This window comes from Amaricoccus macauensis, assembly GCF_014201905.1.
Lineage (GTDB): Bacteria > Pseudomonadota > Alphaproteobacteria > Rhodobacterales > Rhodobacteraceae > Amaricoccus > Amaricoccus macauensis.
In genome coordinates, this window is the sequence record NZ_JACHFM010000003.1 from 322,755 (window position 1) to 343,614 (window position 20,860).

Annotated in this window: 19 protein-coding genes; 12 read left to right on the plus strand and 7 right to left on the minus strand. The window is 66.4% G+C overall.

Annotation, left to right across the window (positions count from 1 at the left end; all coding sequences use genetic code 11):
• Nucleotides 1–65 precede the first annotated feature (65 nt).
• Nucleotides 66–998, minus strand: a complete 933-nt coding sequence (gene kce / locus HNP73_RS15405) for a 3,5-dioxohexanoate:acetyl-CoA acetone transferase (protein WP_184151552.1) — start codon at nucleotides 996–998, stop codon at nucleotides 66–68.
• A gap of 286 nt (nucleotides 999–1,284) precedes the next feature.
• On the opposite strand from kce, the gene HNP73_RS15410 reads away from it, so the two are divergent.
• The 6 genes from HNP73_RS15410 (at nucleotide 1,285) to HNP73_RS15430 (ending at nucleotide 7,746) form a co-directional block, all read left to right on the plus strand.
• Nucleotides 1,285–3,432 carry a hydantoinase/oxoprolinase family protein gene (locus HNP73_RS15410; RefSeq protein ID WP_343063337.1) on the plus strand — a complete coding sequence of 716 codons (2,148 nt, stop codon included), beginning with the start codon at nucleotides 1,285–1,287 and terminating at the stop codon, nucleotides 3,430–3,432.
• Nucleotides 3,433–3,451: 19 nt separating this feature from the next.
• On the plus strand, nucleotides 3,452–3,808 hold the full coding sequence (locus HNP73_RS23395) for a hypothetical protein (protein ID WP_246399857.1): 357 nt from the start codon (nucleotides 3,452–3,454) through the stop codon (nucleotides 3,806–3,808).
• Complete coding sequence (locus tag HNP73_RS15415; protein WP_343063359.1) at nucleotides 3,721–5,658, plus strand: hydantoinase B/oxoprolinase family protein; 1,938 nt, start codon at nucleotides 3,721–3,723, stop codon at nucleotides 5,656–5,658. The genes HNP73_RS23395 and HNP73_RS15415 overlap by 88 nt, the downstream gene beginning before the upstream one ends.
• A 12-nt stretch (nucleotides 5,659–5,670) precedes the next feature.
• Nucleotides 5,671–6,162, plus strand: coding sequence for an acetone carboxylase subunit gamma (locus HNP73_RS15420; protein ID WP_184151555.1), 492 nt, complete (start codon nucleotides 5,671–5,673; stop codon nucleotides 6,160–6,162).
• Between the two features lie 143 nt (nucleotides 6,163–6,305).
• Nucleotides 6,306–7,223 (plus strand): helix-turn-helix domain-containing protein, encoded by a 918-nt coding sequence (locus HNP73_RS15425; RefSeq protein ID WP_184151558.1) that lies wholly within the window; start codon nucleotides 6,306–6,308, stop codon nucleotides 7,221–7,223.
• 85 nt (nucleotides 7,224–7,308) lie between these two features.
• Complete coding sequence (locus HNP73_RS15430) at nucleotides 7,309–7,746, plus strand: SDR family NAD(P)-dependent oxidoreductase (RefSeq protein WP_184151561.1); 438 nt, start codon at nucleotides 7,309–7,311, stop codon at nucleotides 7,744–7,746.
• A gap of 280 nt (nucleotides 7,747–8,026) precedes the next feature.
• On the opposite strand, the gene HNP73_RS15435 is transcribed toward HNP73_RS15430, so the two are convergent.
• On the minus strand, nucleotides 8,027–11,530 hold the full coding sequence (locus HNP73_RS15435; protein WP_184151564.1) for a carboxypeptidase-like regulatory domain-containing protein: 3,504 nt from the start codon (nucleotides 11,528–11,530) through the stop codon (nucleotides 8,027–8,029).
• A 473-nt stretch (nucleotides 11,531–12,003) separates the two neighbouring features.
• On the opposite strand from HNP73_RS15435, the gene HNP73_RS15440 reads away from it, so the two are divergent.
• A complete protein-coding gene (locus HNP73_RS15440; protein WP_184151567.1) occupies nucleotides 12,004–12,339 on the plus strand; it encodes a type II toxin-antitoxin system PrlF family antitoxin in 336 nt (111 codons plus the stop codon).
• Nucleotide 12,340: 1 nt separating this feature from the next.
• Nucleotides 12,341–12,832: a type II toxin-antitoxin system YhaV family toxin gene (locus tag HNP73_RS15445; RefSeq protein WP_184151570.1), complete on the plus strand. Its 492-nt coding sequence runs from the start codon at nucleotides 12,341–12,343 to the stop codon at nucleotides 12,830–12,832.
• 335 nt (nucleotides 12,833–13,167) lie between these two features.
• Here HNP73_RS15445 and HNP73_RS15450 read toward each other — a convergent pair whose 3' ends face one another.
• Entirely contained in the window at nucleotides 13,168–13,485 is a 318-nt protein-coding gene (locus HNP73_RS15450) for a hypothetical protein (RefSeq protein ID WP_184152718.1), read from the minus strand.
• A 132-nt stretch (nucleotides 13,486–13,617) separates the two neighbouring features.
• On the opposite strand from HNP73_RS15450, the gene HNP73_RS15455 reads away from it, so the two are divergent.
• From HNP73_RS15455 to HNP73_RS23955, 4 genes are all read left to right on the plus strand, one after another.
• Nucleotides 13,618–13,917, plus strand: coding sequence for an OB-fold-containig protein (locus HNP73_RS15455; protein WP_343063360.1), 300 nt, complete (start codon nucleotides 13,618–13,620; stop codon nucleotides 13,915–13,917).
• Nucleotides 13,918–13,989: 72 nt separating this feature from the next.
• Nucleotides 13,990–14,238, plus strand: a complete 249-nt coding sequence (locus tag HNP73_RS23400; RefSeq protein ID WP_246399858.1) for a hypothetical protein — start codon at nucleotides 13,990–13,992, stop codon at nucleotides 14,236–14,238.
• A gap of 20 nt (nucleotides 14,239–14,258) precedes the next feature.
• Nucleotides 14,259–14,876, plus strand: coding sequence for an SPFH domain-containing protein (locus HNP73_RS23405; protein WP_343063339.1), 618 nt, complete (start codon nucleotides 14,259–14,261; stop codon nucleotides 14,874–14,876).
• Nucleotides 14,877–14,984: 108 nt separating this feature from the next.
• A complete protein-coding gene (locus HNP73_RS23955) occupies nucleotides 14,985–15,641 on the plus strand; it encodes a flotillin domain-containing protein (protein ID WP_343063340.1) in 657 nt (218 codons plus the stop codon).
• A gap of 134 nt (nucleotides 15,642–15,775) precedes the next feature.
• Here the strand turns inward: HNP73_RS23955 and ade are convergent, their stop codons facing one another.
• The 4 genes from ade to HNP73_RS15480 are packed head-to-tail and all read right to left on the minus strand — an operon-like array spanning nucleotide 15,776 to nucleotide 20,859.
• Nucleotides 15,776–17,503, minus strand: a complete 1,728-nt coding sequence (ade, locus tag HNP73_RS15465; protein WP_343063341.1) for an adenine deaminase — start codon at nucleotides 17,501–17,503, stop codon at nucleotides 15,776–15,778.
• Between the two features lie 14 nt (nucleotides 17,504–17,517).
• A complete protein-coding gene (locus tag HNP73_RS15470) occupies nucleotides 17,518–19,083 on the minus strand; it encodes an ABC transporter permease (protein WP_184151578.1) in 1,566 nt (521 codons plus the stop codon).
• Complete coding sequence (locus tag HNP73_RS15475) at nucleotides 19,073–19,900, minus strand: ABC transporter ATP-binding protein (protein ID WP_184151581.1); 828 nt, start codon at nucleotides 19,898–19,900, stop codon at nucleotides 19,073–19,075. The genes HNP73_RS15470 and HNP73_RS15475 overlap by 11 nt, the downstream gene beginning before the upstream one ends.
• A complete protein-coding gene (locus HNP73_RS15480; RefSeq protein WP_184151584.1) occupies nucleotides 19,900–20,859 on the minus strand; it encodes an ABC transporter substrate-binding protein in 960 nt (319 codons plus the stop codon). The genes HNP73_RS15475 and HNP73_RS15480 overlap by 1 nt, the downstream gene beginning before the upstream one ends.
• Nucleotide 20,860 lies beyond the last annotated feature (1 nt).

Here is a 20,860-nt window from a genome sequence, read left to right on the forward strand (position 1 = left end):
CGGGCCGCTCGATACGGTCGGGGGCGAAGCGGGATGCCGCGGGCGCCGGGCGCGGCGCTCCCGGGTCAGAAGGCGACGTTCGCCGCGCCCTTGGTGCCGAGCATCGCGCGGGCCTCGTCGGGGCTGGCGGTCTCGATCGACAGCTCGGAGAGGATGCGGCGGATCTTCGTCACCTGCTCGGCGCTCGTCCGGGCGAGCTCGCCCTTCGAGAGGAAGAGCCTGTCCTCGAGCCCGACGCGCACGTTGCCGCCAAGAATCGCGCTCATCGTGACGAAGGGCATCTGATGGCGGCCGGCGGCGAGAACCGAAAGCAGGTAGTCGTCGCCAAACAGCCGGTCGGCGGTCGCCTTCATGTGCATGAGGTTCTCGGGCTCGGGGCCGATGCCGCCAAGGATGCCGAAGATCGCCTGAACGAAGAACGGCGGCTCGACGAGGCCGCGGTCGATGCAATGCGCCAGATTGTAGAGATGGCCCACGTCGTAGCACTCGAACTCGAAGCGCGTGCCGACCGCGCCGAGGCGGCGCATCGCGGCCTCGATCTGCACGAAGGTGTTGGACATGACGAAGCCGCGCGTCGATTCGAGATAGGGGCGTTCCCAGTCGTGCCTGAAGGAGGGCACGCGGGCGGCAGCACCGGAGATGTTGAAGTTGAACGAGCCCATGCTCATCGAGGCGAGCTCGGGCCGCGCCCAGAGCGCCGCAGCGAGCCGTTCATCAATTCTCATGCCAAGGCCGCCGCCAGTGGTGATGTTGACGATGGCATCACTGGCCTCGCGGATGCGCGGCAGGAAGTCGGCGAAGATCTCCGACGAAGGCGAGGGGCGGCCGGTCTCGGGGTCGCGCGCGTGCAGGTGGACGACGGCGGCGCCCGCCTCGGCCGCGCCGATCGCCTGCGCGGCGATCTTGTCCGGTGTCACCGGCAGGTAGGGCGACATGCTGGGCGTATGGATCGAGCCGGTGATGGCGCAGCTCACGATGACCTTGCCGTTCTTCTTCATGGCTCCCTCCCTGCGGCAGTGTTCCGGCCGCCACGGACAGCACGATGATAGGGCCGCCCCGGGCCGGTGCTCTTGAACGCTGCTGCGGCGGCTTTTGAACGATCCCTCACTGACGGGCCCGCCACCCGCGCAACGTTCGCGCCTGCAGCAACGGCAAATGAGCAGGAATGTTCCATGATCGGCCCCTGCCCGTTCAATAACGGTGCCTCTCGACGGGCGTAGGGTTCTGACATCGGGTTGCGGCAGCTCCGCCCGACCCCCGGCAGGATTTCACGGAGGGAGATGCGTGGAACGATCCTACATCATGTCCATGGACGCCGGCGGCACCATGACGGACACCTTCTTCGTCGATGGTGACGGCCGCTTCGTCGTCGGCAAGGCACAGACCACCCCGCAGGACGAGTCGCAGGGGTTCGCGCAATCCTGTGTCGATGCGCTGCAGCAGTGGGGCACGACGCCGGAGGCGGTGTTCCCGAGCGTGCAGACCGGGATCTACTCGGGCACGTCGATGCTCAACCGGCTGCTGGAGCGCAAGGGCCAGAGGCTCGGGGTCATCGTCAGTGCCGGGCTCGAGGACTATTTCCAGCTCGAGCGCGGCATCCAGACCTACCTCGGCTATTCCTATCAGGATCGGCTCAAGGTCGTCACTCACCGCCACAACGTGCCGCTGGTGCCGCGCTCGCGCGTCTACGGCGTGCGCGGCCGGGTCGACGTCTTCGGGGACGAGGCGATCCCGCTCTACGAGGAAGAGGCACGCGCGGCAGTGCGCAGGCTCATCGCCGAGGAGGTGAAGGGCATCGTCGTCAACCTGCTGTTCTCCTACGCCAATTCCACGCACGAGGACCGAGTGCGCGCGATCTGCGCCGAGGAGTGCGGCGCGGCCGGCGTCACGATCCCGGTCTACCTGTCCTCGGACCTCTATCCGGTGATGCAGGACTTCGCCCGGCTGAACACGGTGACGGTCGAGGCCTATGCGGCGGAGCCGAGCCGCGGGCAGTTCCGCAAGATCGCCGGGAGGACGCGCGGCTATGGCGCCGACTTCGAGCTCCGGGTCATGGCCTCGCACGGCGGGACCATCTCGACCGAAGCCAAGGAACTGGCGCGCACGCTCATCTCCGGGCCGATCGGCGGCATGGTCGGCGCGCGCTACGTGGCCGAGAAGCTCGGCGTGAAGAACGTGGTCTGCTCGGACATCGGCGGCACGTCGTTCGACCTCGGGCTCATCACCAACGGCGGCTTCACCGTGAAGTCGCAGCCGGACATGGCGCGCTTCATGCTGAAGCTGCCGCTCGTCGACATCGACTCGGTCGGTGCCGGCACCGGCTCCTATGTCCGGGTCAATCCGGTCTCGAACCGCATCGAGATCGGCCCTGATTCCACCGGCTCGCGGGTCGGCGTCTGCAACCCACAGGGCGGCGTCGAGACGGTGACGCTCTCGGACTGCAACGTGCTGCTCGGCTACCTGAATCCGAACAACTTCCTCGGCGGCGAGGTGATCCTCGATCCCGAGAAGTCGCTTGCCGCCATCAAGGCGCAGATCGCAGAGCCGCTGGGCCTCGACCCCTACGACGCCGCCGAGGGCGTGCTCAGCCTCTTCGAGGACCATTTGCGCAACGAGGTCTATGCGCGGGTCTTCGGCAAGGGGTACGCCCCCGAGGACTATCACCTCTATTCCTACGGCGGCGGCGGGCCGCTGCACGTGGCGGGCTATGCCAAGGGGCTGCGGTTCGCCAAGGTGGTGGTCCCGGCCTGGGCCGCGGGCTTCTCGGCCTTCGGCTGCGCCTGCGCGGACTTCGAGTACCGGATGGACCGGACCGTCAACGTCGCGGTCCAGAGCCCGGAGCTGAACGCCGCGGGCTTCAAGGCGGGCTTCGACGGCTACGCCAGGGCGGTCAACGAGGCCTGGGCGACGCTCGAGCAGCGCGTCGAGGACGAGTTCAGCAAGTCCGGCGTCGCCCGGGACCGGGTCGAGTTCCGGCACTTCGGCTGCGTGCAGTACGTCGGCCAGCTCAACGACGTCGAGGTGCAGGTGCCCTTCGAGCGGGTGAAGACCGAAGCGGACGTGCGCGAGATCATCACGCGCTTCGAGGAAGCCTACGCCAAGCTCTACTCGCGCGCTGCCACCTCGCCGGAGCTCGGCTATCTCACCACGACCGCGGTCATCACCGGCGTCGTGCCGGTCGAGAAGCCGCGCCTGCCCGCCGAGCCTCTGGCCGGTCCCGAGCCGTCGCCCGACGCGCTGAAGGGCACGCGCAAGGTCTATCGCGAGGGCAAGTGGCACGACGCGAAGATCTACCACATGGAGCGGCTCGAGCCCGGCAACCGGCTGTCCGCGATCTCGGTCATCGAATCCCCCTCGACCACGCTGGTCATTCCCCTGGGGTTCGAGGCCAACCTGGACGAGCACCGGCTCTTCCACCTGACCGAAGTCTGAGGCGATGGAGGACATGCCCATGGACATGCTTGTCGACGCGCCGGTGATGCGGGCGCCCCTCGGCTGGAACGGCCGGACACTGAAGCAAATGCTCGAGGACTCCGAGCGCCTCGTGGCCGAGACCGGCCGCTATAACGGCCTCGATTACCTGAAGCTCCAGACCGAGCAGCCGATCCTCTACGAGAAGATATTCTCGCGGCTGCGCGGCGGCCTGGTCAACGCCCGTTCGACGGCGCTGAACATCCCGCCTCGCCGATCGTCAAGGAGATCGGTGAACTCTCCTTCGCGATCTACACTCCCGAGGGCGACTCGATCGCGCTTTCGACCGGGATCATCGTTCACGTCCACACCATGTCGGACGCGATCAAGTTCATGATCCGCAACAACTACGAGGCGACACCGGGCATCAAGCACGGCGACGTCTTCTGCAACAACAACTCGATGATCGGCGACGTGCACACCGCCGACGTGCACACGATCATCCCGATCATCGTTGGTGACGAGCTGGTCGGCTGGGCCGCCGGCGTCACCCACGAGATCGACGTGGGCGGCATCGAGCCCGGCTCGATGTGCTATGGCCACGCCGACCGCTACGGCGACGGGCTCCTCGTCTCGTCGGAGCGCGTGGGCGAGAATGACGAGTTCTACGCGCACTATCTCCAGCGCTGCCGCGAGGGCGTCCGGGCGGAAATGTACTGGGTGCTCGACGAGAAGACCCGGCTCGCCGGTTGCCAGATGGTGCGCGAGCAGGTGATGCGCACCGTCGAGGAGGTCGGGCTCGACACCTTCAAGGCGTTCATGCGCGAGGCGATCGAGGAAGGCCGGCGCAGCTTCCTCGCCCGGTCCCGGCAGATGCTGGTGCCCGGCGTCTACGAGGCGCCGAGCTTCACCGACCTGCCGTGGTCCGAGGACGCCAACGTCCATCGGCTCGCGCGCAAGGACATGATGATGCACGCGCCGTTGCAGATGACCGTCGGAGGCGACGGCCGGCTCGACCTGTCATTCGAGGGAGCGAACAAGTGGGACTTCCACTCGTTCAACTGCGCCCCCTCCCCGATGCAGGGGGCGATGTGGGTGCAGCTCACCCAGACGCTCTGGAACTCGGACAAGATCAATGACGGGGCCTATTTCGCCACCAGCCTGAAGCTGCCTTACGGCTCCTGGTGCAACCCGGATTACGAGAAGGTCTCGACCACGCTCACCTGGTTCTTCCTGATCCCCGGCTTCTCCGGGATGATCCGGGCGATCGGGCGCAGCTACTTCGCCCGCGGCTATGTGGAGGACATCTCGGCGAGCTACTGCACCTCGTGGAACCTGATGCAGGGGGGCGGGATCAACCACTACGGCGTGCCCTCGGCCTTCACCAACTTCGAGGTCTCCTGCGGCGGCACCGGCGCGCTTTACGTCAAGGACGGCGAGACATCGTGCGCGGCCATGTGGAACCCCGAAGGCGACATGGGCGAGGTCGAGACCTGGGAGGCGCTCGAGCCGCTGATCTACCTCGGCCGCGGCATGAAGCCCTCGACCGGCGGCCCGGGCAAGCAGCGCGGCGGCACCGGATCCGAGGCGCTGCGGCTGCTGTTCAAGACCGACTCGCAGACCATCTTCAACGGCGGCGAGGGCCACGTCTTCTCGAGTTACGGCATCTTCGGCGGCTATCCGGGCAATTCCGGCTATCGCCACAACATGCACGACACCGACCTCAAGGCCCGATTCGACAAGCGCGAGCCCTATCCGGTGCTCGACGGCGACCCGGAAGCGTCGCAGATCTCCGCACTCTGCACGGCCGCCCGCGAAGACTTCGATATGAAGGCGATCCAGGGGCCGCAGGAGTACGACCTCTACCTGTCGATGAACCGCGGCGGCCCCGGCCTCGGCGACCCGCTGGAGCGCGAGCCGGAGGCGGTGGCGCGCGACGTGAACGAGGGCCACGTGCTCGAGCGTTTCGCCCGCTCGCTCTATAGCGTGGAACTGCTCAAGGGGACGGGCGAGCTCTTCACGGCCGACCTCCCGGCCACCGAGGCGCTGCGGGCGGAGATGCGCAAGTCGCGCCTCGCCCGGTCGAAGCCCGCGGCGGAATTCTTCGCCGAGGAGAAGCAGCGGGTCGAGAGCCGCGCGGTCATCAGGCCGGTGGCCGACATGTACCGCTCATCCATGAAGCTGTCGCCGGAGTGGGCGGCGAAGTACCGCGGCTTCTGGGCACTGCCGGACGACTGGACCTACTGAGGAGGACAAGCGATGACGAGCTACACCGTCGAGCATCTCGCGCAGCTCAAGGACGGCCGGCTGCCGGCCAACGCCGTCCACGACATGCAGAGCAAGTACAAGGACGCTGACCGCTTCTTCAAGATACTGGAGGTCTGGCAGGCCTCGGTCGAGTGGGACGACCCGATCCTGCTGCCGCTCGCCGAGCACCTCTTCGTGGTGCAGAAGCCGGACGGCCGCCGGGTGATCAAGTCGAAGTGGGGCCACGAGTACGGCGAGGCGCACGAGAACTGGAAGCTGCACGCCCGGGTCTTCGTCCGCGACACCGAAGAGCTGATGGACGAGATCTATCCGCGCCGCATGGCCTCGCACCCGGACTGGATGGTGATCCGCGAATACTACGACCCGGTGAGCGGCACGCTGCTCGAAGTCGAGGCGGTTCCCCCGGGCTATCCGCCGGTCCACGACTTCAAGCCGGACATCGACACCTTCTACCGCGATTGGCTCGGCAAGCCGTTCGCGTGACCCTCGGCGCGGGCCATCCGCTTGGCCCGCGCCGCTTGACATGATGCCCGGACGCGCGCGCGTGCTTGCTGCAACGACATGAGAGGGCCGATCGGGAGACGCCGCAGCAAAACCGGCGCGGTGCGGGCCTCGGGGGGACTTCAATGACGAAGCTCATCAAGCCGGAGGAACTCCCGCGCTGGGTCCCCGGTGATGTGACGATCGACAGCGGCCCGCTCGACTGGAACGGGATCAGCCTTCGTGGCTATCGCTACGCCCCGTCCGACGTCGAGGTGCCGGCGATGCAGACCTACATGATCGTGGTCTACCGCGACGGCGCCACCCCGATGACCCGACGCTGCGGCGCACCCTGGCGCTCGGAGCACGTGGCACCGGTCAGCGTGTCGCTCCTCACCCACGCCGCGCCGTCGCACTGGCGCTGGAGCGAGGAGATCGCGGTCAGCCACCTCTACCTGTCGCCCCGCGCGGTGGCGGCGGTGGCGGAGGACGTCTTTGGCCGCGACGTCGACAGAGTCGAGCTTTTCGACGTGCTGAAGGTCGAGGATCCCGTCCTCGCGGCCATCGCCACGCAGCTCGAGGCGGAGGCGATCCAGGGCGGGCTCGGCGGCACGCTCTACACCGATGCGCTGCGCAACCAGCTCGGCATCCATATCCTGCGCAACTACGCTGACGTGCACTTCAAGGCCCCCTTCGTCGCTGGCGGCTTTACCGTCCGCCAGCGCAAGGCGGTGCGCGACTTCATCGAGGCGAACCTCGACCACGCCTTCACGCTCGCCGAGCTTGCAGAGGTGGCGAAACTTGGCGTCTTCCACTTCGGCTGCAAGTTCCGCACCGAGTTCGGCTGCACCCCGCACGCCTACCTGCTGCACCGCCGGATCGAGACCGCCAAGCGCCAGCTTACCGCGTCGCTCCTCCCGCTGAAGGCGATCGCCGCCAACGCGGGCTTCGCCGACCAGAGCCACATGACACGCCTGTTCCGCCGCTTCCTCGGCGTGACACCGGCCGAGTTCCGCCGCGCGACGAGCACGCGCCCCGGGGATCCGGTCAAAGACACGATCTGAACCTCGCAAATACCACATCACGCAGTCCGGGATCCGACGGTCGCTCCGCGCGGCCGCCTCCACCCGACTCACAGGAGAGCAAGACATGCAGCGACTTCAGGGCAAGGTGGCAATCATCACCGGCGGCGCGGGCGGCATCGGCGAGGCGACGGCTGCGCGCTTCGTCAGCGAGGGGACGAAGGTGCTGCTGGTGGACATCGACGCCGGCGCGCTCAGCCAGGTCGCCGGGCGCCTCGACGCCGGCAGCGTCGCGACCTGCGTCGCCGACGTCTCCTCGGCCGAGGACGTGCAGCGTTACGTGGCAGAAGCGATTGACCGCTTCGGGCGGCTTCACACGATCTTCAGCAACGTCGGAACCGAAGGGGCGATCGCGCCGATCACCGACTATCCGCTCGAGGCCTTCGACAAGGTGATGGCCGCCAACGTCCGCGGCGTCCGGCGTCAAGGCGACCGCCGGAGAGCAGGGATTGTCGCGACGAAGAATTCGGCAAGAACCGTCGCGAAATCCACGCTCCACATCTGATGAATCCGACCGGTCACGCCGCCGTCGTAACCGGCCGGACCCTGTGCGACGCGCGTAACCTCCACCTTTCATCCGGCTGAAGCTGGAGTCCCGCAGCCAATTTGGCGCGCCAGCGGCGAGGGCGGGTCCGCTCGCCGGAGATCATGTCGGCAGGCTTGCCGACCGGCCCGCCTGCCGGTGGACCGTGCCGGGTGAAGTGGGCCAGAGACCGGCTCGCTTCAGCGCCTTGTGGACCTCCCGCATCACCGCTTCCGCGGCCGAAATTCCAGTTCATCTCCACTCAGTTGTCATTGCGTGCGTTGGTTACCGACAGTGTCAGTTGTCCAAAATCCTTGGGGTCGCTCTCATTCTCTCCGCTGATGACCTTGATCGTCGCCCCCGCCGTCTGGTCCGGCCAGACCCGAAAATCTATGGTGTTGATGCCCTCGAGGTCTTTGCTGTTTTCCGACGTTCCTTCGTAAAGGGAGGCCAGCACGTCGATATCGATGATGTTGTCGCCGAGCCACCGCGCCGTGATGCGGTATTCAACGCGAACTTCTCCGCCCCAGCGGTAGGTGAGCGTCTGGGCATTTGTCAGCCGATCCGGCCCCAGTTCCAGTTCGAAATAGGTCGGGCCAGGGTCCTCGATCTCGTTATCGGCCCCCCACTCATCATCCTCGCCGTAGAAATCGGCCGTCACCTTCGCGACACGAAAGCGGTCTTCCGGCAGAACCAGTCGCAACTCCGTGTAGAAGTCCGCGCTATCGAGAGAAATGGGTTGCCGGACGGTCTGCAGCACGCCTTCGATAACCGGGCTTGCGCTGATCTCGTAAGCGCCGAACCCGACATCGCTGATCTCGAAGTAGCCGCTGGCATCGGCATTGTCCCACTTATCGCCTGCCAGCTCGACCCTCGCGCCCGCGGCCGGACTGCCATTGGCCGCGAACACTCGTCCGCGTACGGTGCCGCGCGTGAGAACAAGCTTCCACCGGCTGAGCGTATAGCTCTCCCGGCGCGGCTCCCGGAATATCGCGACCTCGGAGAATCCGTAGACGCCTCCGCGCTCAGGCCCGTCCCACCAGAGAATGTCGTCGGGTGAAACGGCGTCCGCATCCGTTGCCTGGCGCCAGTCATCATTGTCCTTGCCGTCGGCGTCGTCCCGCCCGAACGCGTTGAGAAACTGGTTCGCCGTGTCGTCGGCGGCATCCGTCAGCGCCTCTCCGAGCCAGCCGGCCTTGTCGTATGCGATGTCGTAGACGGTATTGTAGAGGTGCTCGCCGGCGGCGAGCCGCTCGTCAGCGGTGTAGGTATAGAGACCGTTGCGCGTGCCCGCGCGCACGCGCGCACCTGCGTCCACTACCTCGACGTCGGGTTCGGTGACAAAATCACCGTCACTCTCGAGATGAATGTTTCGAGCCCGTGCATGAAGCCAGATAAACGAAGAACACACGCTCGGCAGAGTGCCTTCCGACCATGTCCCGACTGCCAGATCATCATTCGCCGATTGATCAAAGCCGATTGAGGGATCGGTGTAGCAGTACCAGCGATAGTGGTATTTTCCCGGACGGTCGCGCACTCCCGCATCGCGCAGGCAATCGTCCGCCAGCTCCTGCAGCCTCTGACGCACCTCGTAAGTATCGAGCAGAGGATCAGGCTTCACGATCAGGGGCGGGATCATCTTCATGTCATCGGTGATGGTCACGCCGACCCTCTGCCTGCCGAATGGACTGATCGGGTAGGTCTTCACGACGTCCGTCCGGCGAGACGGAGCCGGGTGGGGCGGAGCGATGAATTCCTCCTCCTTTGTGTTGAAGACGGACTGATCGACGGTCTGGACGATCGCGCCTGGCCAGGCATACTTCAGTGTGCCGGGGTGGAAACCGTCGGACCCATCGTCGATCACGCCGATCATGGAGTCGATCAACCGCTCCTGACTGCAGGTGCTGTGGGCGATCTGCTGATAGTTCTGAGTCATGATTCCGCAATGCACATACCATTGCGGTGGATCGACCATGGTCATCATGCCGCCGATGAGCCCGTCGCCACCAGGCGACAAGACGATGTCGCCACGAAGCGCATTCATCCATCGGGCAGGCATGAGCGCCTCCCTGACCTCACCCGTGATCTGGCAAACCAGCTGGGCGTCTTCAGCGGCTTTCGCGTCGGCGGTGCTGATGTTGTGGGGATCGCAGATCTGCCCCTCCGCGACCGGTCCTGCGGGCTCGGGCCCGCCGAGGAAAACGAGAGGAGGGATGCCCGGCGCTCCAGCGGCGTTTTGCAGTTCCGATTTCAGGAGGACCTCGGCGAGCATGCCAGCGGCCCGGCGCTGCGCGATACCATCACGTGCGCTGCGGAGCATTGCCGGTTTCGCGTTCATCACCGGGTGGGCGGCAATTTCGCCGAGAGGCACCATCACGGTGAGCGATGTCCGCTCCATGACCGGAGCAGCCTCGCCGATGATCTCCTCAATCCCGAAGCGTTCGTCGATACCGGGTCTGGTCAGTTCGCCCCACTTTTCCTTTGGCCACACCACGAGAGGCACGTCGGGATCGATCCGGCCAGGATCGATGGATGGAGGGGGGACAAAGGGGTCCGGCGGACGCCATGCCTGTTCCCTCAGCGGAATATCGAAGGTGGCGTTGATCCTGACGGGCAAGCCGGCCGCCGTGCCGGAATAGACGACGCTGAACCCGGTGACATCGTGGGGCAAGGAACCGGGGCCACCCGCGCCTTCGACGAAGGGGACGTTGACGTTGATCAGCGCGCTCGAACGGGCCGCGATCGTCAAGGGCTGACCGAGGCGGACAAACTGGCGTTGCGGCACGGTGGAGTCAGGCGCCACGTATGGCGTGAACGCCACCTGGTCGAGCGAGATCGCGGCCGGCTCGACGTTGTGGACAACCATCGAGGCCTTGAACAGACCGGAGAACAGACCGTAGTCCTTGTGAGCAAGGACGTCAGCCACCACATGCGGCACCACAAACCCCCGACGCCGCATGGCCGCGCACGACGAGCTGACGACGATGCTGCGCCTGACGGTGACGTTCGAATGTACCGCGCGACAGCTGACCTCGAAGCTGGTCGACTCGCGTCCGTGGTCCATCGCCGGAAAGAAGTCGTGGTTGACTGTCGGCACATGGGTGGTGACCCTTGTTCCGTCGCCGAAATCCCATTCATATCGTTCGGTCGGAACGACGAACTCGGGCGGCCTCTCCAGATCGAAGACACTTGAGCTGACCGAGATGGTCGACAGGCGGTCGGATCCGGATCGACGTATCGTTCTGGCGGGCGCGGTGGTTCTCAGCCGGGTCAGGGACCTCCCGAGTTTGCGGGAGAGCCCCCGGGATTGCGCAAGCTGTTTCCCGAAGGTGATCAGGTCCTGGCTCGATGCCGTGTTGAGCCTGGCGTGCCGAACTGTCAGCGGCGAAAACGCCAGACTCCTGGCGCGATCACCAAGCTCCATTGTGAGCTCGTAAGGTCTGGCAAGGACGGGAGTAAAATGCAGCATTGCCAACAGCCGCAGCCCGCCATGCGAGAACTGGAGTGGCTCGCCGGCCACCTCAATCTCGATGATCTTGCTTTCGCGGCGGCCGTCACGCGCCGATGCATGGACGAGAAGGCGGCGTTTTCCCGGCTTGTCTGCCTGAAACACCTGTTTCGCGCCGATCAGTCCATTGATCCTGACGGTTACTTCGTCTTCGTCGAATGCATTGCCATCATCAGCCCTGATTTCGATCTCGCAGGAGCCGCCTGGGGCAATTGGCATCGGCGTGGTCAACACTTCGCCGATCAGAGGCTGCGACATGTAAACGCCCTCCAGGATTTTCAAAATATTTGTCCGAAGTCGGCGCCAAAAACGGCGCGGGACTCGGAAATGATACTCGTCATTCTGGAAAATGTACAGTCGTGTTGCGGAACCAGAAGGCAGGCATCGTCCAACGAAACGCTCGACGTCACCGCGCCGGCTCTCTCGGTGGCCGAACCGCATCCTCGCGCGCTCGGGCCGCAAGGTCGTGCGCGAGAAGCTCCGGAACTTCGACGACCGCTACGGGCATCACCTTCGCCGAGGTGAAGCCGGCACGTGACCGACGCGAGGACTCCGGAGGGCGGACGTTCCGCCTTCGATCGGACCTTGCAGCCTCCGGGTGACGGGAGACCGTCATCCGGAGGCTGCCCGCAGAATAAGGTACGGAACAGGCGATCCAGGAGCCGCAGACGCCGCTTGATTTGGTAAGGATTTCTCCTTACATTCTACGTGACCGATTATGGAGGCCCGCCATGGGAGTCGTACTGAAAGAAGAAAGCACCATCACTGCCAAGGGGCAAACCACCGTGCCGAAATCCGTTCGGCAGGCGCTGGGCGTTGACTATGGCGGGCGAATTTCCTTTTTCGTTGATGAACAGCGCCGCGTCCATGTCCGGAAGGCCGAAGTTGAAGAAACCGCCGATCCCGTGATCGACAGTTTTCTCGAATTCCTCGCCAGGGACATGGCGAAACACCCCGAGACATCTGTCCTCCCGTTCCCGCAATCCCTGCTTGACCGGGCAGCTGCCCTGACGGCAGGAATGACGGTCGACCTCGATGCCGAGATCGAGGGAGACGTCTCGATCTGATATGCTGACGATCAATGGTTGGGCCGTCCTCGCACATCCTCTTTTTCTCGATCAATGGGAAACACTGATCGAGGCTGTCGAGGCGCTCAAGGCGAAGAGGCCGAAGGATTATCAGAAAGCCGCCAACGCCAAGCTGCTCGCAGTCTTGGTCCAACTCGTCACCGTCACGGTCCCATCGGACCCAACGGCCGCGATCTATCGCCAAGGCTCCAGCCTTGGCGACGATCGCAAGCACTGGTTCCGCGCCAAGTTCGGCAACGGCCGATTCCGGCTTTTCTTTCGCTACAGCAGTGCCAGCAAGGTCATCATCTTCGCCTGGGTGAACGACGAGAACAGCTTGCGGACCTACGGTTCCAAGACGGATGCCTACAAGGTTTTCAAGGGAATGCTGGACGGCGGCAATCCGCCCGATGATTGGAGCGCGTTGCATGAGCAGGCATCCTATCCCGAAGCCGTTGCGCGGCTGAAAAAGACCTCTCTCTCGAAACCGTGACGGATAGTCCCGGCATGGGCGTCACCCTTCGGGCGGCACTTGCGGCTGCGCAGGAACCACGCCCTGCGGGCGCGTTCCGCGATGCGGCTTCAATCATCGATGCGACAAGCGGCGGTGGCCATCTCGCGAACGCCCCGCAGCGGTGAGGCTTCATGAGGGCCGGCCTCAATCGTCATCGCATCGACATCGCCCGAACTGCGGGGGGCCGACATGGACGAGCCGGGAGACACTGAGCGTCCACCTGGGCGCAGGATGTCGGGACAGCGGTGGGCGTCGGACGTCCTGAGCTGTGGCTGAGGCGCCGGCGCGAGGCACGGGCTGACCTTGCTCCACGATCATCCGCCATGGCGCGGCATCGAGATGCAGGCGCGGTCGCCGAAGCTCGGTTCGGAGGCTCGCATCACCATCTCGAGAATGGCCGGTACGTCCGGGTCGGCGAGAGGCGGCAGCTCGAAGCGGGTCAGCCCGGCCACCGGCTCGAGGGCTGGTCCGGAGGCAACGAGCAGCCGAACGTCGATCGGGATCGCGCGGTCGTCGCCGATCCGCGGCAGGTAACCGCGCGCTACGGCCGTCGCCACCTCCTCGACGAGATCGCTGGAGGCGCCGACCGCAATCTTGAGGATGAGTGTCCCGCCCGGAGGTCGGCTATCCAAAGACGATCCTGGTGGACAACGGCAGTGAGTTCGTCTCGCGCGATCTCGATCTCTGGGCTCGGCTACCTGACACAATGGCTGGCGAGCAGCTTCGCCGGTTCGCTCCTGCCGGCCCTTCCGGCCGCGGTCGGCGTGTCGGTTCCGGCACTCTTCGCTGCCCGGCGCCTCGCCCGTGGCATCGGGCGTCTGGTTCCGCGGATAGAGACCTCGGCGATCTCCGAGCGCAGCTATGGCCGGCGGGCCGGCGTCGTCACGACCGGGGTCTCCCGCCGGGGTTATCCGGCTGAAGTCCGTTTCACTGACGGCCATGGCACCCAGCACTACGTACTCGCCGAACCACTCGACGCCGGTGACGAGATCCCGGCGGGCGCCGAGGTCGCCGTCATCAGGCTTCGGACCGGCGAGATCCGCATCGTCCGCACCGATGGCTGAAGAAAGCCGGCGGCCGAACGACACCGACGAGCGCCGCGTCCGCGGCGCGCCTGAAAACCTGAACAGGATCCCATGGAAAGGCTCATCGGCCTCGGATTTCCCGTCGCTGTCATCCTCGCCGGCCTCGTCGCCGTCAGCCTCATCCTCGCGCGGCTCTATCGTCGCGCCACCAAGGAGATCGCCCTGGTCAAGACCGGCCTTGGCGGCCGCAAGGTGGTGATGGACGGGGGCATCGTCGTGCTTCCGCTCTTTCACGAGATCGCCAGAGTCAACATGAACACGTTGCACCTGCCGGTCTCCCGCACCGGCGCCAGGCCCTGATCACCCAGGATCGGATGCGCGTGGATGTGACGTGCGAGTTCTATGTGAAGGTGAAGGCGAGCGAGGAGGGCGTCTCCACCGCTGCCCAGACCCTCGGCGACAAGACCTTCGACGCCGATGCGCTGCGCGAGATGGTCGAAGGCAAGCTCGTCGACGTGCTGCGTGCCGTGGCGGCCCAGATGACCATGGACCAGCTCCACGAGAACCGGTCGGACTTCTCCCAGCAGGTCCAGCAGGCGGCCGCCGAAACCCTGCTGAAGAACGGCCTCGAGCTCGAGAGCGCGGCGCTGACCGGCCTCGACCAGACCCCGTTCGACATGCTCGACGAGGCCAACGCCTTCAATGCCGTCGGCATGAAGAAGTTGGCCGAGGTCATCGCCGACTCCAAGCGCCAGCGCGCGCAGATCGAGGCCGAGACCGACACCGCCGTCGCCGAAACCCGGCTTGCCGCCGAGAAGCGCAAGCTCGAGCTTTCCAAGCAGGAAGAGCAGGTCCGCATCCAGACCTCGATCGAGGTCGAGACCCTCAAGGCGAACGAAGCCGCCGAGGTCGCGTCCGGGCGCGAGGAAGGACAGCAGCGCTCCGAAGAGCCTCGCATCACCCGCGAGCAGGCGACCCGGACCGCGGAGATCGAGTAGCAGAAGGCTGTCGAGATCGCCGAGCAGGATCGCCAGATCGCGATTTCGGAGAAGTCGGAGGCGCAGAGCAAGGCCAGGGCGGCAGCCGACATCGCCCGCGCCGAAGCGGTGCTCGCCGAGGAAAGCGTCGCGACGAACCGGAAGGTCGCCGAGGCCGAACGCCAGAAGCGCATCGCGATCCTTGCCGCCGAGGAAGAGGCCGAGAAGGAGGCTACCCGCGTCCGCGTCGAGGCCAAGGCCGAGCGCGAGGCCGCGGCCGACCGGTCGGCGTCGATCCGCGCGATCGCGGAAGCCGAGGCGGCGCAGATCACCATCCGCGCCGAAGCGACCAGGACGGAGAAGCTCGCGGAGGCCGAGGGCCAGACCGCGCTGATCGCGGCAGAGAACGCGCTCTCGCCGGAGATCATCGAGCTCAAGCTCGCAATCGCCCGCCTGGAGGCGCTGCCGAAGATCATCGCCGAGATGGTCAAGCCGGCCGAGAAGATCGAGTCGATCCGCATCAACCAGGTCACCGGCCTCGGCGCGGGGCAGGGGGCCGGACCCCTCGGCGCCGGCACCGGCGCCCAGGGCGGGCTCGTCGACCAGGCGGTCGGCGCGATCGGCGCGATGGCGCTCCAGCACCCGGTGCTGAAGGCGATCGGCGAGAGCGCTGGGCTGACCCTCGGCGAGGGTCTGAACGGCATCCTCGATCGCGAGCTCGGCAACACGCCGGCCTCGGCCGGCGCCCAGGTGATCGAGCTTCCGCAGGCCGACCAGACGGCCTGATCCAGCGAGGACCGGAGCGGGACACGACCATATCATCGGGCTGCGCGGCACCGCCGCGCAGCCCTTTCGTCTTGACGTTGCGAGCGCGAGCTCGTCGGCCGAGAAAAGGTAGACTGGAAGACCCTCCCGGGCGCTCAGCCCGGGATGATCTCGAACTTCACCACGTCCACCAGCCCGCGATCGGTGATCTTGAGCGCCGGTATCACCGGCAGCGCGAGGAAGGCGAGCTGGAGGAACGGCTCCTCCAGCACCACGCCGAGCGAGAGCGCCGCCTGTCGCAGGGCCGCGAGGCGGTCGCGCACCGCCTCGAACGGCTCGAGGCTCATGAGCCCGGCCACGGGCAACGCGAGCTCCGCGAGGATCTCCCCGTCGCGCGCCACCACAAAGCCCCCCTCGATCTCCGAGAGCCGGTTCGCCGCCAGCGCCATGTCGGCATAGTCGGCACCGACCGCGACGATGTTGTGGTGGTCGTGGCAGACCGTCGAGGCGATGGCGCCCGCCTGCATCCCGAAACCGCGCACGAAGCCGGTGGCGATGTTGCCGTTCTTCCCATGCCGCTCGACCACGGCGATGCGCATCAGGTCGCGGGCCGGGTCCGGGCGCTTGTCGCCGTCGACGATGGCGATCTCCTCGCGCAGGTGCGCGGTGATGATCTTGCCCTCGACGATGCCGATGACGTCGGTCTCGGTGCGGTTGCCGCCGTTGCGGAAGTCCTGCGGCGTCACCTTCGGCGCGCGCACCGAGTTGCGCCCGATCGGCGCCAGCGTCTCGCGCGCGGCGAAGGCGTCCGCGTCCGCGACCTTGCCGCCGCAGAGCACCAGCCGGGCGTGGCAGCCCCGCAGGCTGTCGATCGCCACGATGTCCGCGCGCAGCCCCGGCGCGATCAGCCCCCGATCGGTGAGCCCGAACGCGCTCGCCGCCGAGAGCGAGGCGGCGCGATAGGCCGCGAGCGGCGCCGTGCCAAGCGCGATCAGCCGGCGGATCATGTAGTCGAGATGCCCGTGCTCGGCGATGTCGAGCGGATTGCGGTCGTCGGTGCAGAGACAGAGATAGGCGCTCGTCGCCTCGGTCAGGACCGGCTGCAGCGCATCGAGATCCTTCGAGACCGACCCCTCGCGGATCAGCACCCGCATGCCCTTGCGGAGCTTCTCGAGCGCCTCCGCCGCCGTCGTCGCCTCGTGCTCGGTGCGGATGCCTGCGGCGATGTAGGCGTTGAGGTCGCGCCCCGAGAGCTGCGGGCAGTGGCCGTCCACGTGGCCGCCGGCAAAGAGCCGCAGCTTCGCCATCGCGCCGGGATCGCGGTGGATGACGCCGGGATAGTTCATGAATTCGGCCAGCCCGATCCCCGAGGGATGGCCCATGAGCGGCGCCAGATCCGCCGCCTCGATGCGGGCGCCCGCGGTCTCCATGTCCGTCGAGGGCACGCAGGACGAGATCTGGACGCGCAGGTCCATGACGAGCTGCGCCGATGCCTCCTGAAACCAGCGGATACCGTCGACGCCGATGACGTTGGCAATCTCGTGGGGATCGCAGATCGCCGTGGTGATGCCGCGCGGCGTCACGCAGCGGTCGAACTCGTGCGGCGTGACGAGGCTGCTCTCCACGTGGAGATGCGTGTCGATGAAGCCCGGGACCAGAACGAGGCCGCCGACGTCGATCACCCGGCTGCCCTCGTAGTCCGCGCCGATCCCGGCGATGCGCTCGCCCGTGATCGCCACGTCGCCCTCGATCATCGCGCCGGTCACCAGATCGAAGACATGGCCCCCGCGCAGCACGAGATCGGCCGGCTCGTCGCCCCGCGCCTGGGCGATGCGGCGTTCCAGATCATCGGCGGCGAGATCGGCGCGGGGATTTTCTGTCACGGAGGACCCCATCCCTATTCGACCATCTGCATGCCGAGCCGCTTCAGTGTCGCACGCTCCACCTCGAGCACCGCATAGTAGATCGCGACGGACAGCAGAACCGAGACCGAGGCCACCGTCCAGATCATGCCGTAGTCGAGATAGCCGCGCGACTGATTGAGAAGATTGCCGAGGCCGGTTCCCGTCGCGAGCCACTCCGCGATCATGACACCGAGGAGCGCGCGGGGGACCGTCAGGCGGGTCGCGGCGAAGAGGTAGGGCAGAGCGGCGGGAATCGAGACCTTGCGCATCTCGGTCCAGGCCGTCGCGCCGTAGGCCCGCGGCAGGTCGAGGACCGACTGGGGCACGCGCGAGATGCCCTGCACGAGGAGGACGAAGGCGGGGAAGAAGGTGACCGAGATGGTGATCCACATCGTCACCGCGTAGCCACGTCCGACCAGCAGCACGAGAAGCGGCGTCAGTGCGACGAGCGGCATCGTCTGGGTGAAGAGCGCGATCGGCATCACCGCGCGGATCACAGCGGGCGACATCTGGGCGAGCACGGCGAGGAGGAACGCGAAGCCGAGGCCGCAGACCATGCCGACGAAGGCGACGGGCAGGGTTTCGGCAAGGGCGGCAATCAGCTTCTGGCGCGCGATCGCCGATTGATCGCCCACGAAGAGGTAGTCGATCACCCCCAGGGGCGTCTTGGCGATCATGTCGGGCACGCCGGTGAACGTCACGAAGGCCCACCACGCCACGAACGGCAGGAGGACAGCGCCGCAGGCGAGCGCGAGCCGGCCAATCGGCGAAAGGGCAGAAGCGGGCGCCGGGATCGCGGTGTTCAGCGTGACGGACCTGGTCGTGCCGAGGACCCGCTCCGAGATGATGGCGAAGACGGCATAGCTGAGGCCGGCGATCACCGTGGCGACGAGCCCGATGCCCCAGAGCCGGAAAGGATCGCCGCGGCCGAGCGAGCCGAGCAGATAGGAACCGAGACCCCAGCGCCCTCCGCCGCCGAATTCCGCCAGGATCGCGCCGAGGACGGCGTTCGGGGCGGCAATGCGGAGTCCGCTGAGGACGTCGGGCACTGCGCCACGCAGGCGGACGAGGCGCATTACCATCCAGTTTCCGCCGCCGTAGGCGCGAACGACGTCGCCGCTGCGTGTGTCGTATTGCGAGAGGCCGATCACCGTCGCGCTCATGGTGACGAAATAGACGCCGAGGGCGGCCAGCGTGACCCGTGGCGCCATGCCGGACAGCGTCAGGTTCAGGATCGGCGCGATCGCGATCGGTGGCAGGGCGAAGATCGCGATGTTGACGCCGCGCAGCAGTCGGAGCGTCGCCGGCATGAGGACGAAGATCAGACCGGCCAGCACCGCGACGACGTTGCCGATCAGGAAGCCGAGGCCGGAGCCGGAGACCGTCGCCAGGACATGCTGGGGATAGTCGGCGCGGTCGGCCCAGAGCTGGAGAAGGATCCCGCTCGGCGCGGGCAGGGCGCCGCCCGCGACGAGGCCGAGACGACCGATGATCTCCCAGAGGGCGACGATGACGACGACATTGCGGATCATGCCGGCGCGGGACGCCTCATGTGCCATGGAGGACCTCGGCGATATGGTCCGCCAGCCGGTGGAACTCCGGCATGGAAAAGAGATCGGGCGTGCGCGGCCGCTCGAAGGGCACGTCGATCACGGCGACGACCCGGCCGGGATTGGCGTGCATGACGACGACGCGGTCGGCGAGGAACACCGCCTCGTCGATGCCGTGCGTCACGAGAAGGGCAGTCGAGCCGGTCTCGAGCCAGATGCGCTGCAACTCCACGTTCATGCTGCGGCGGCGGATCTGGTCGAGGGCGCCGAACGGCTCGTCGAGGAACAGGACCTGCGGCGCGGTGATCAGCGAGCGCGCGATGGCGACGCGCTGTCGCATGCCGCCCGAGAGTTCGCCCGGCAGGGCATTCTCGTAACCGTCGAGGCCGACGAGGCGGATCAGGCCAGCGATCTGCTCCTCGTGCGCGCGAGGATCGCGGCGGAGGACCTCGAGGGGGAGCGCGATGTTCTTCCGGACCGAGCGCCACGGCAGCAGCGCCGCATCCTGGAACGCGACGCCGGTCAGGCCACTCCGCGTTGCCTCGGCCGGGGTCTTGCCGGCAACCCGCACGGTTCCGCCGTCATGCGACTCGAGTCCGAGCGAGATGCGGAGCGCCGTCGACTTGCCGCAGCCGGACGGCCCGATCAGCGCCGTGAACGAGCCTTCCGGGCAGTCGAGGTTCAGGTCGCGAAGCGCCTCGACCTCGGTGCCGCGTCCGCGATAGGTCTTGGACACGCCGGTCAGCGAGATCCCCTCGCCGCGTGCTGCAGCACGCGCGCTCCTGTTCGTGATGGGCTGCAGGAACCGTGATGGGAGGGCTCCCATCACAGTTCCTCAAGGAGCGTCGTGTCGAACATGTCGCGGGTTGCGCGGATGCCGATGGCCGAAAGGGCCTCGATGTTGTGCTCGATCGACTCGTCGGTCATCGCGAACACGCCCGCGTCGGACAGGATGAGGCCCTTCTGGGCGGTGTTGAAGTAGATCTCGTTCTCGATGGTGCGGCCGGTGCCTGCGAACCAGGTGTCCGCCCACTGCGGCGGATAGGCGGCGGGGTCGACCAGGTTCTCCTCCCAGCCGCGGCGGCTGGCGCGAAGCCATGCGACGAGATCGCCGCGCTTCTCCTTGAGAACGTCCTCGGTGACGACGACGGTGTCGTTGAAGATGGTGACGCCATGATCGTAGAGCAGGAAGGAATGCGCTTCCTCGCCAAGCGTCCCGATGGTGAAGGGCACGTTGGTGGTGAAGTCGAGCGAGGCGTCTATCTCGCCCCGGACCAGCGGCGTCGGATCATAGGCGTAGGGGACGATGTTCACCTGATCGCGGGCGATGCCGTTGACCTTCAGCAACGCTTCCATCGTCATGGTGTTGACGGGGGGAACGGCGACGGTCTTGCCGATCAGGTCGGCGGGCGTTTCGATCGGGTTCTTCTTCAGTGAGACGATGCCGTGCGGGCTCTTCTGGTACTGCGCACCGATGATCTTGAACTTCGCTCCCTGCTCGGCGATCGCCCGGGTTGTCGTGTCCGGGGTCGTGAGCGCCAGGTCAGCGCGTCCGGCGATGATCGTGCTCTCGGGGATCACGTCGGGTCCACCCGGCAGATAGGTCAGTTCGAGCCCGTTTTCGGGGTAGTAGCCCTTGTCGATTGCGAGGAAGTAGCCGGAAAACTCGGCATCGTTGATCCACGCCGCCTGCATCGCCAGTGGCGAGGCCGCCGCCGCGCGGATTGGCAGGGCGGTGAGGGCGAGGCCGGCAAGGCCGGTGCCGAGGAATTGTCTTCGATCCATC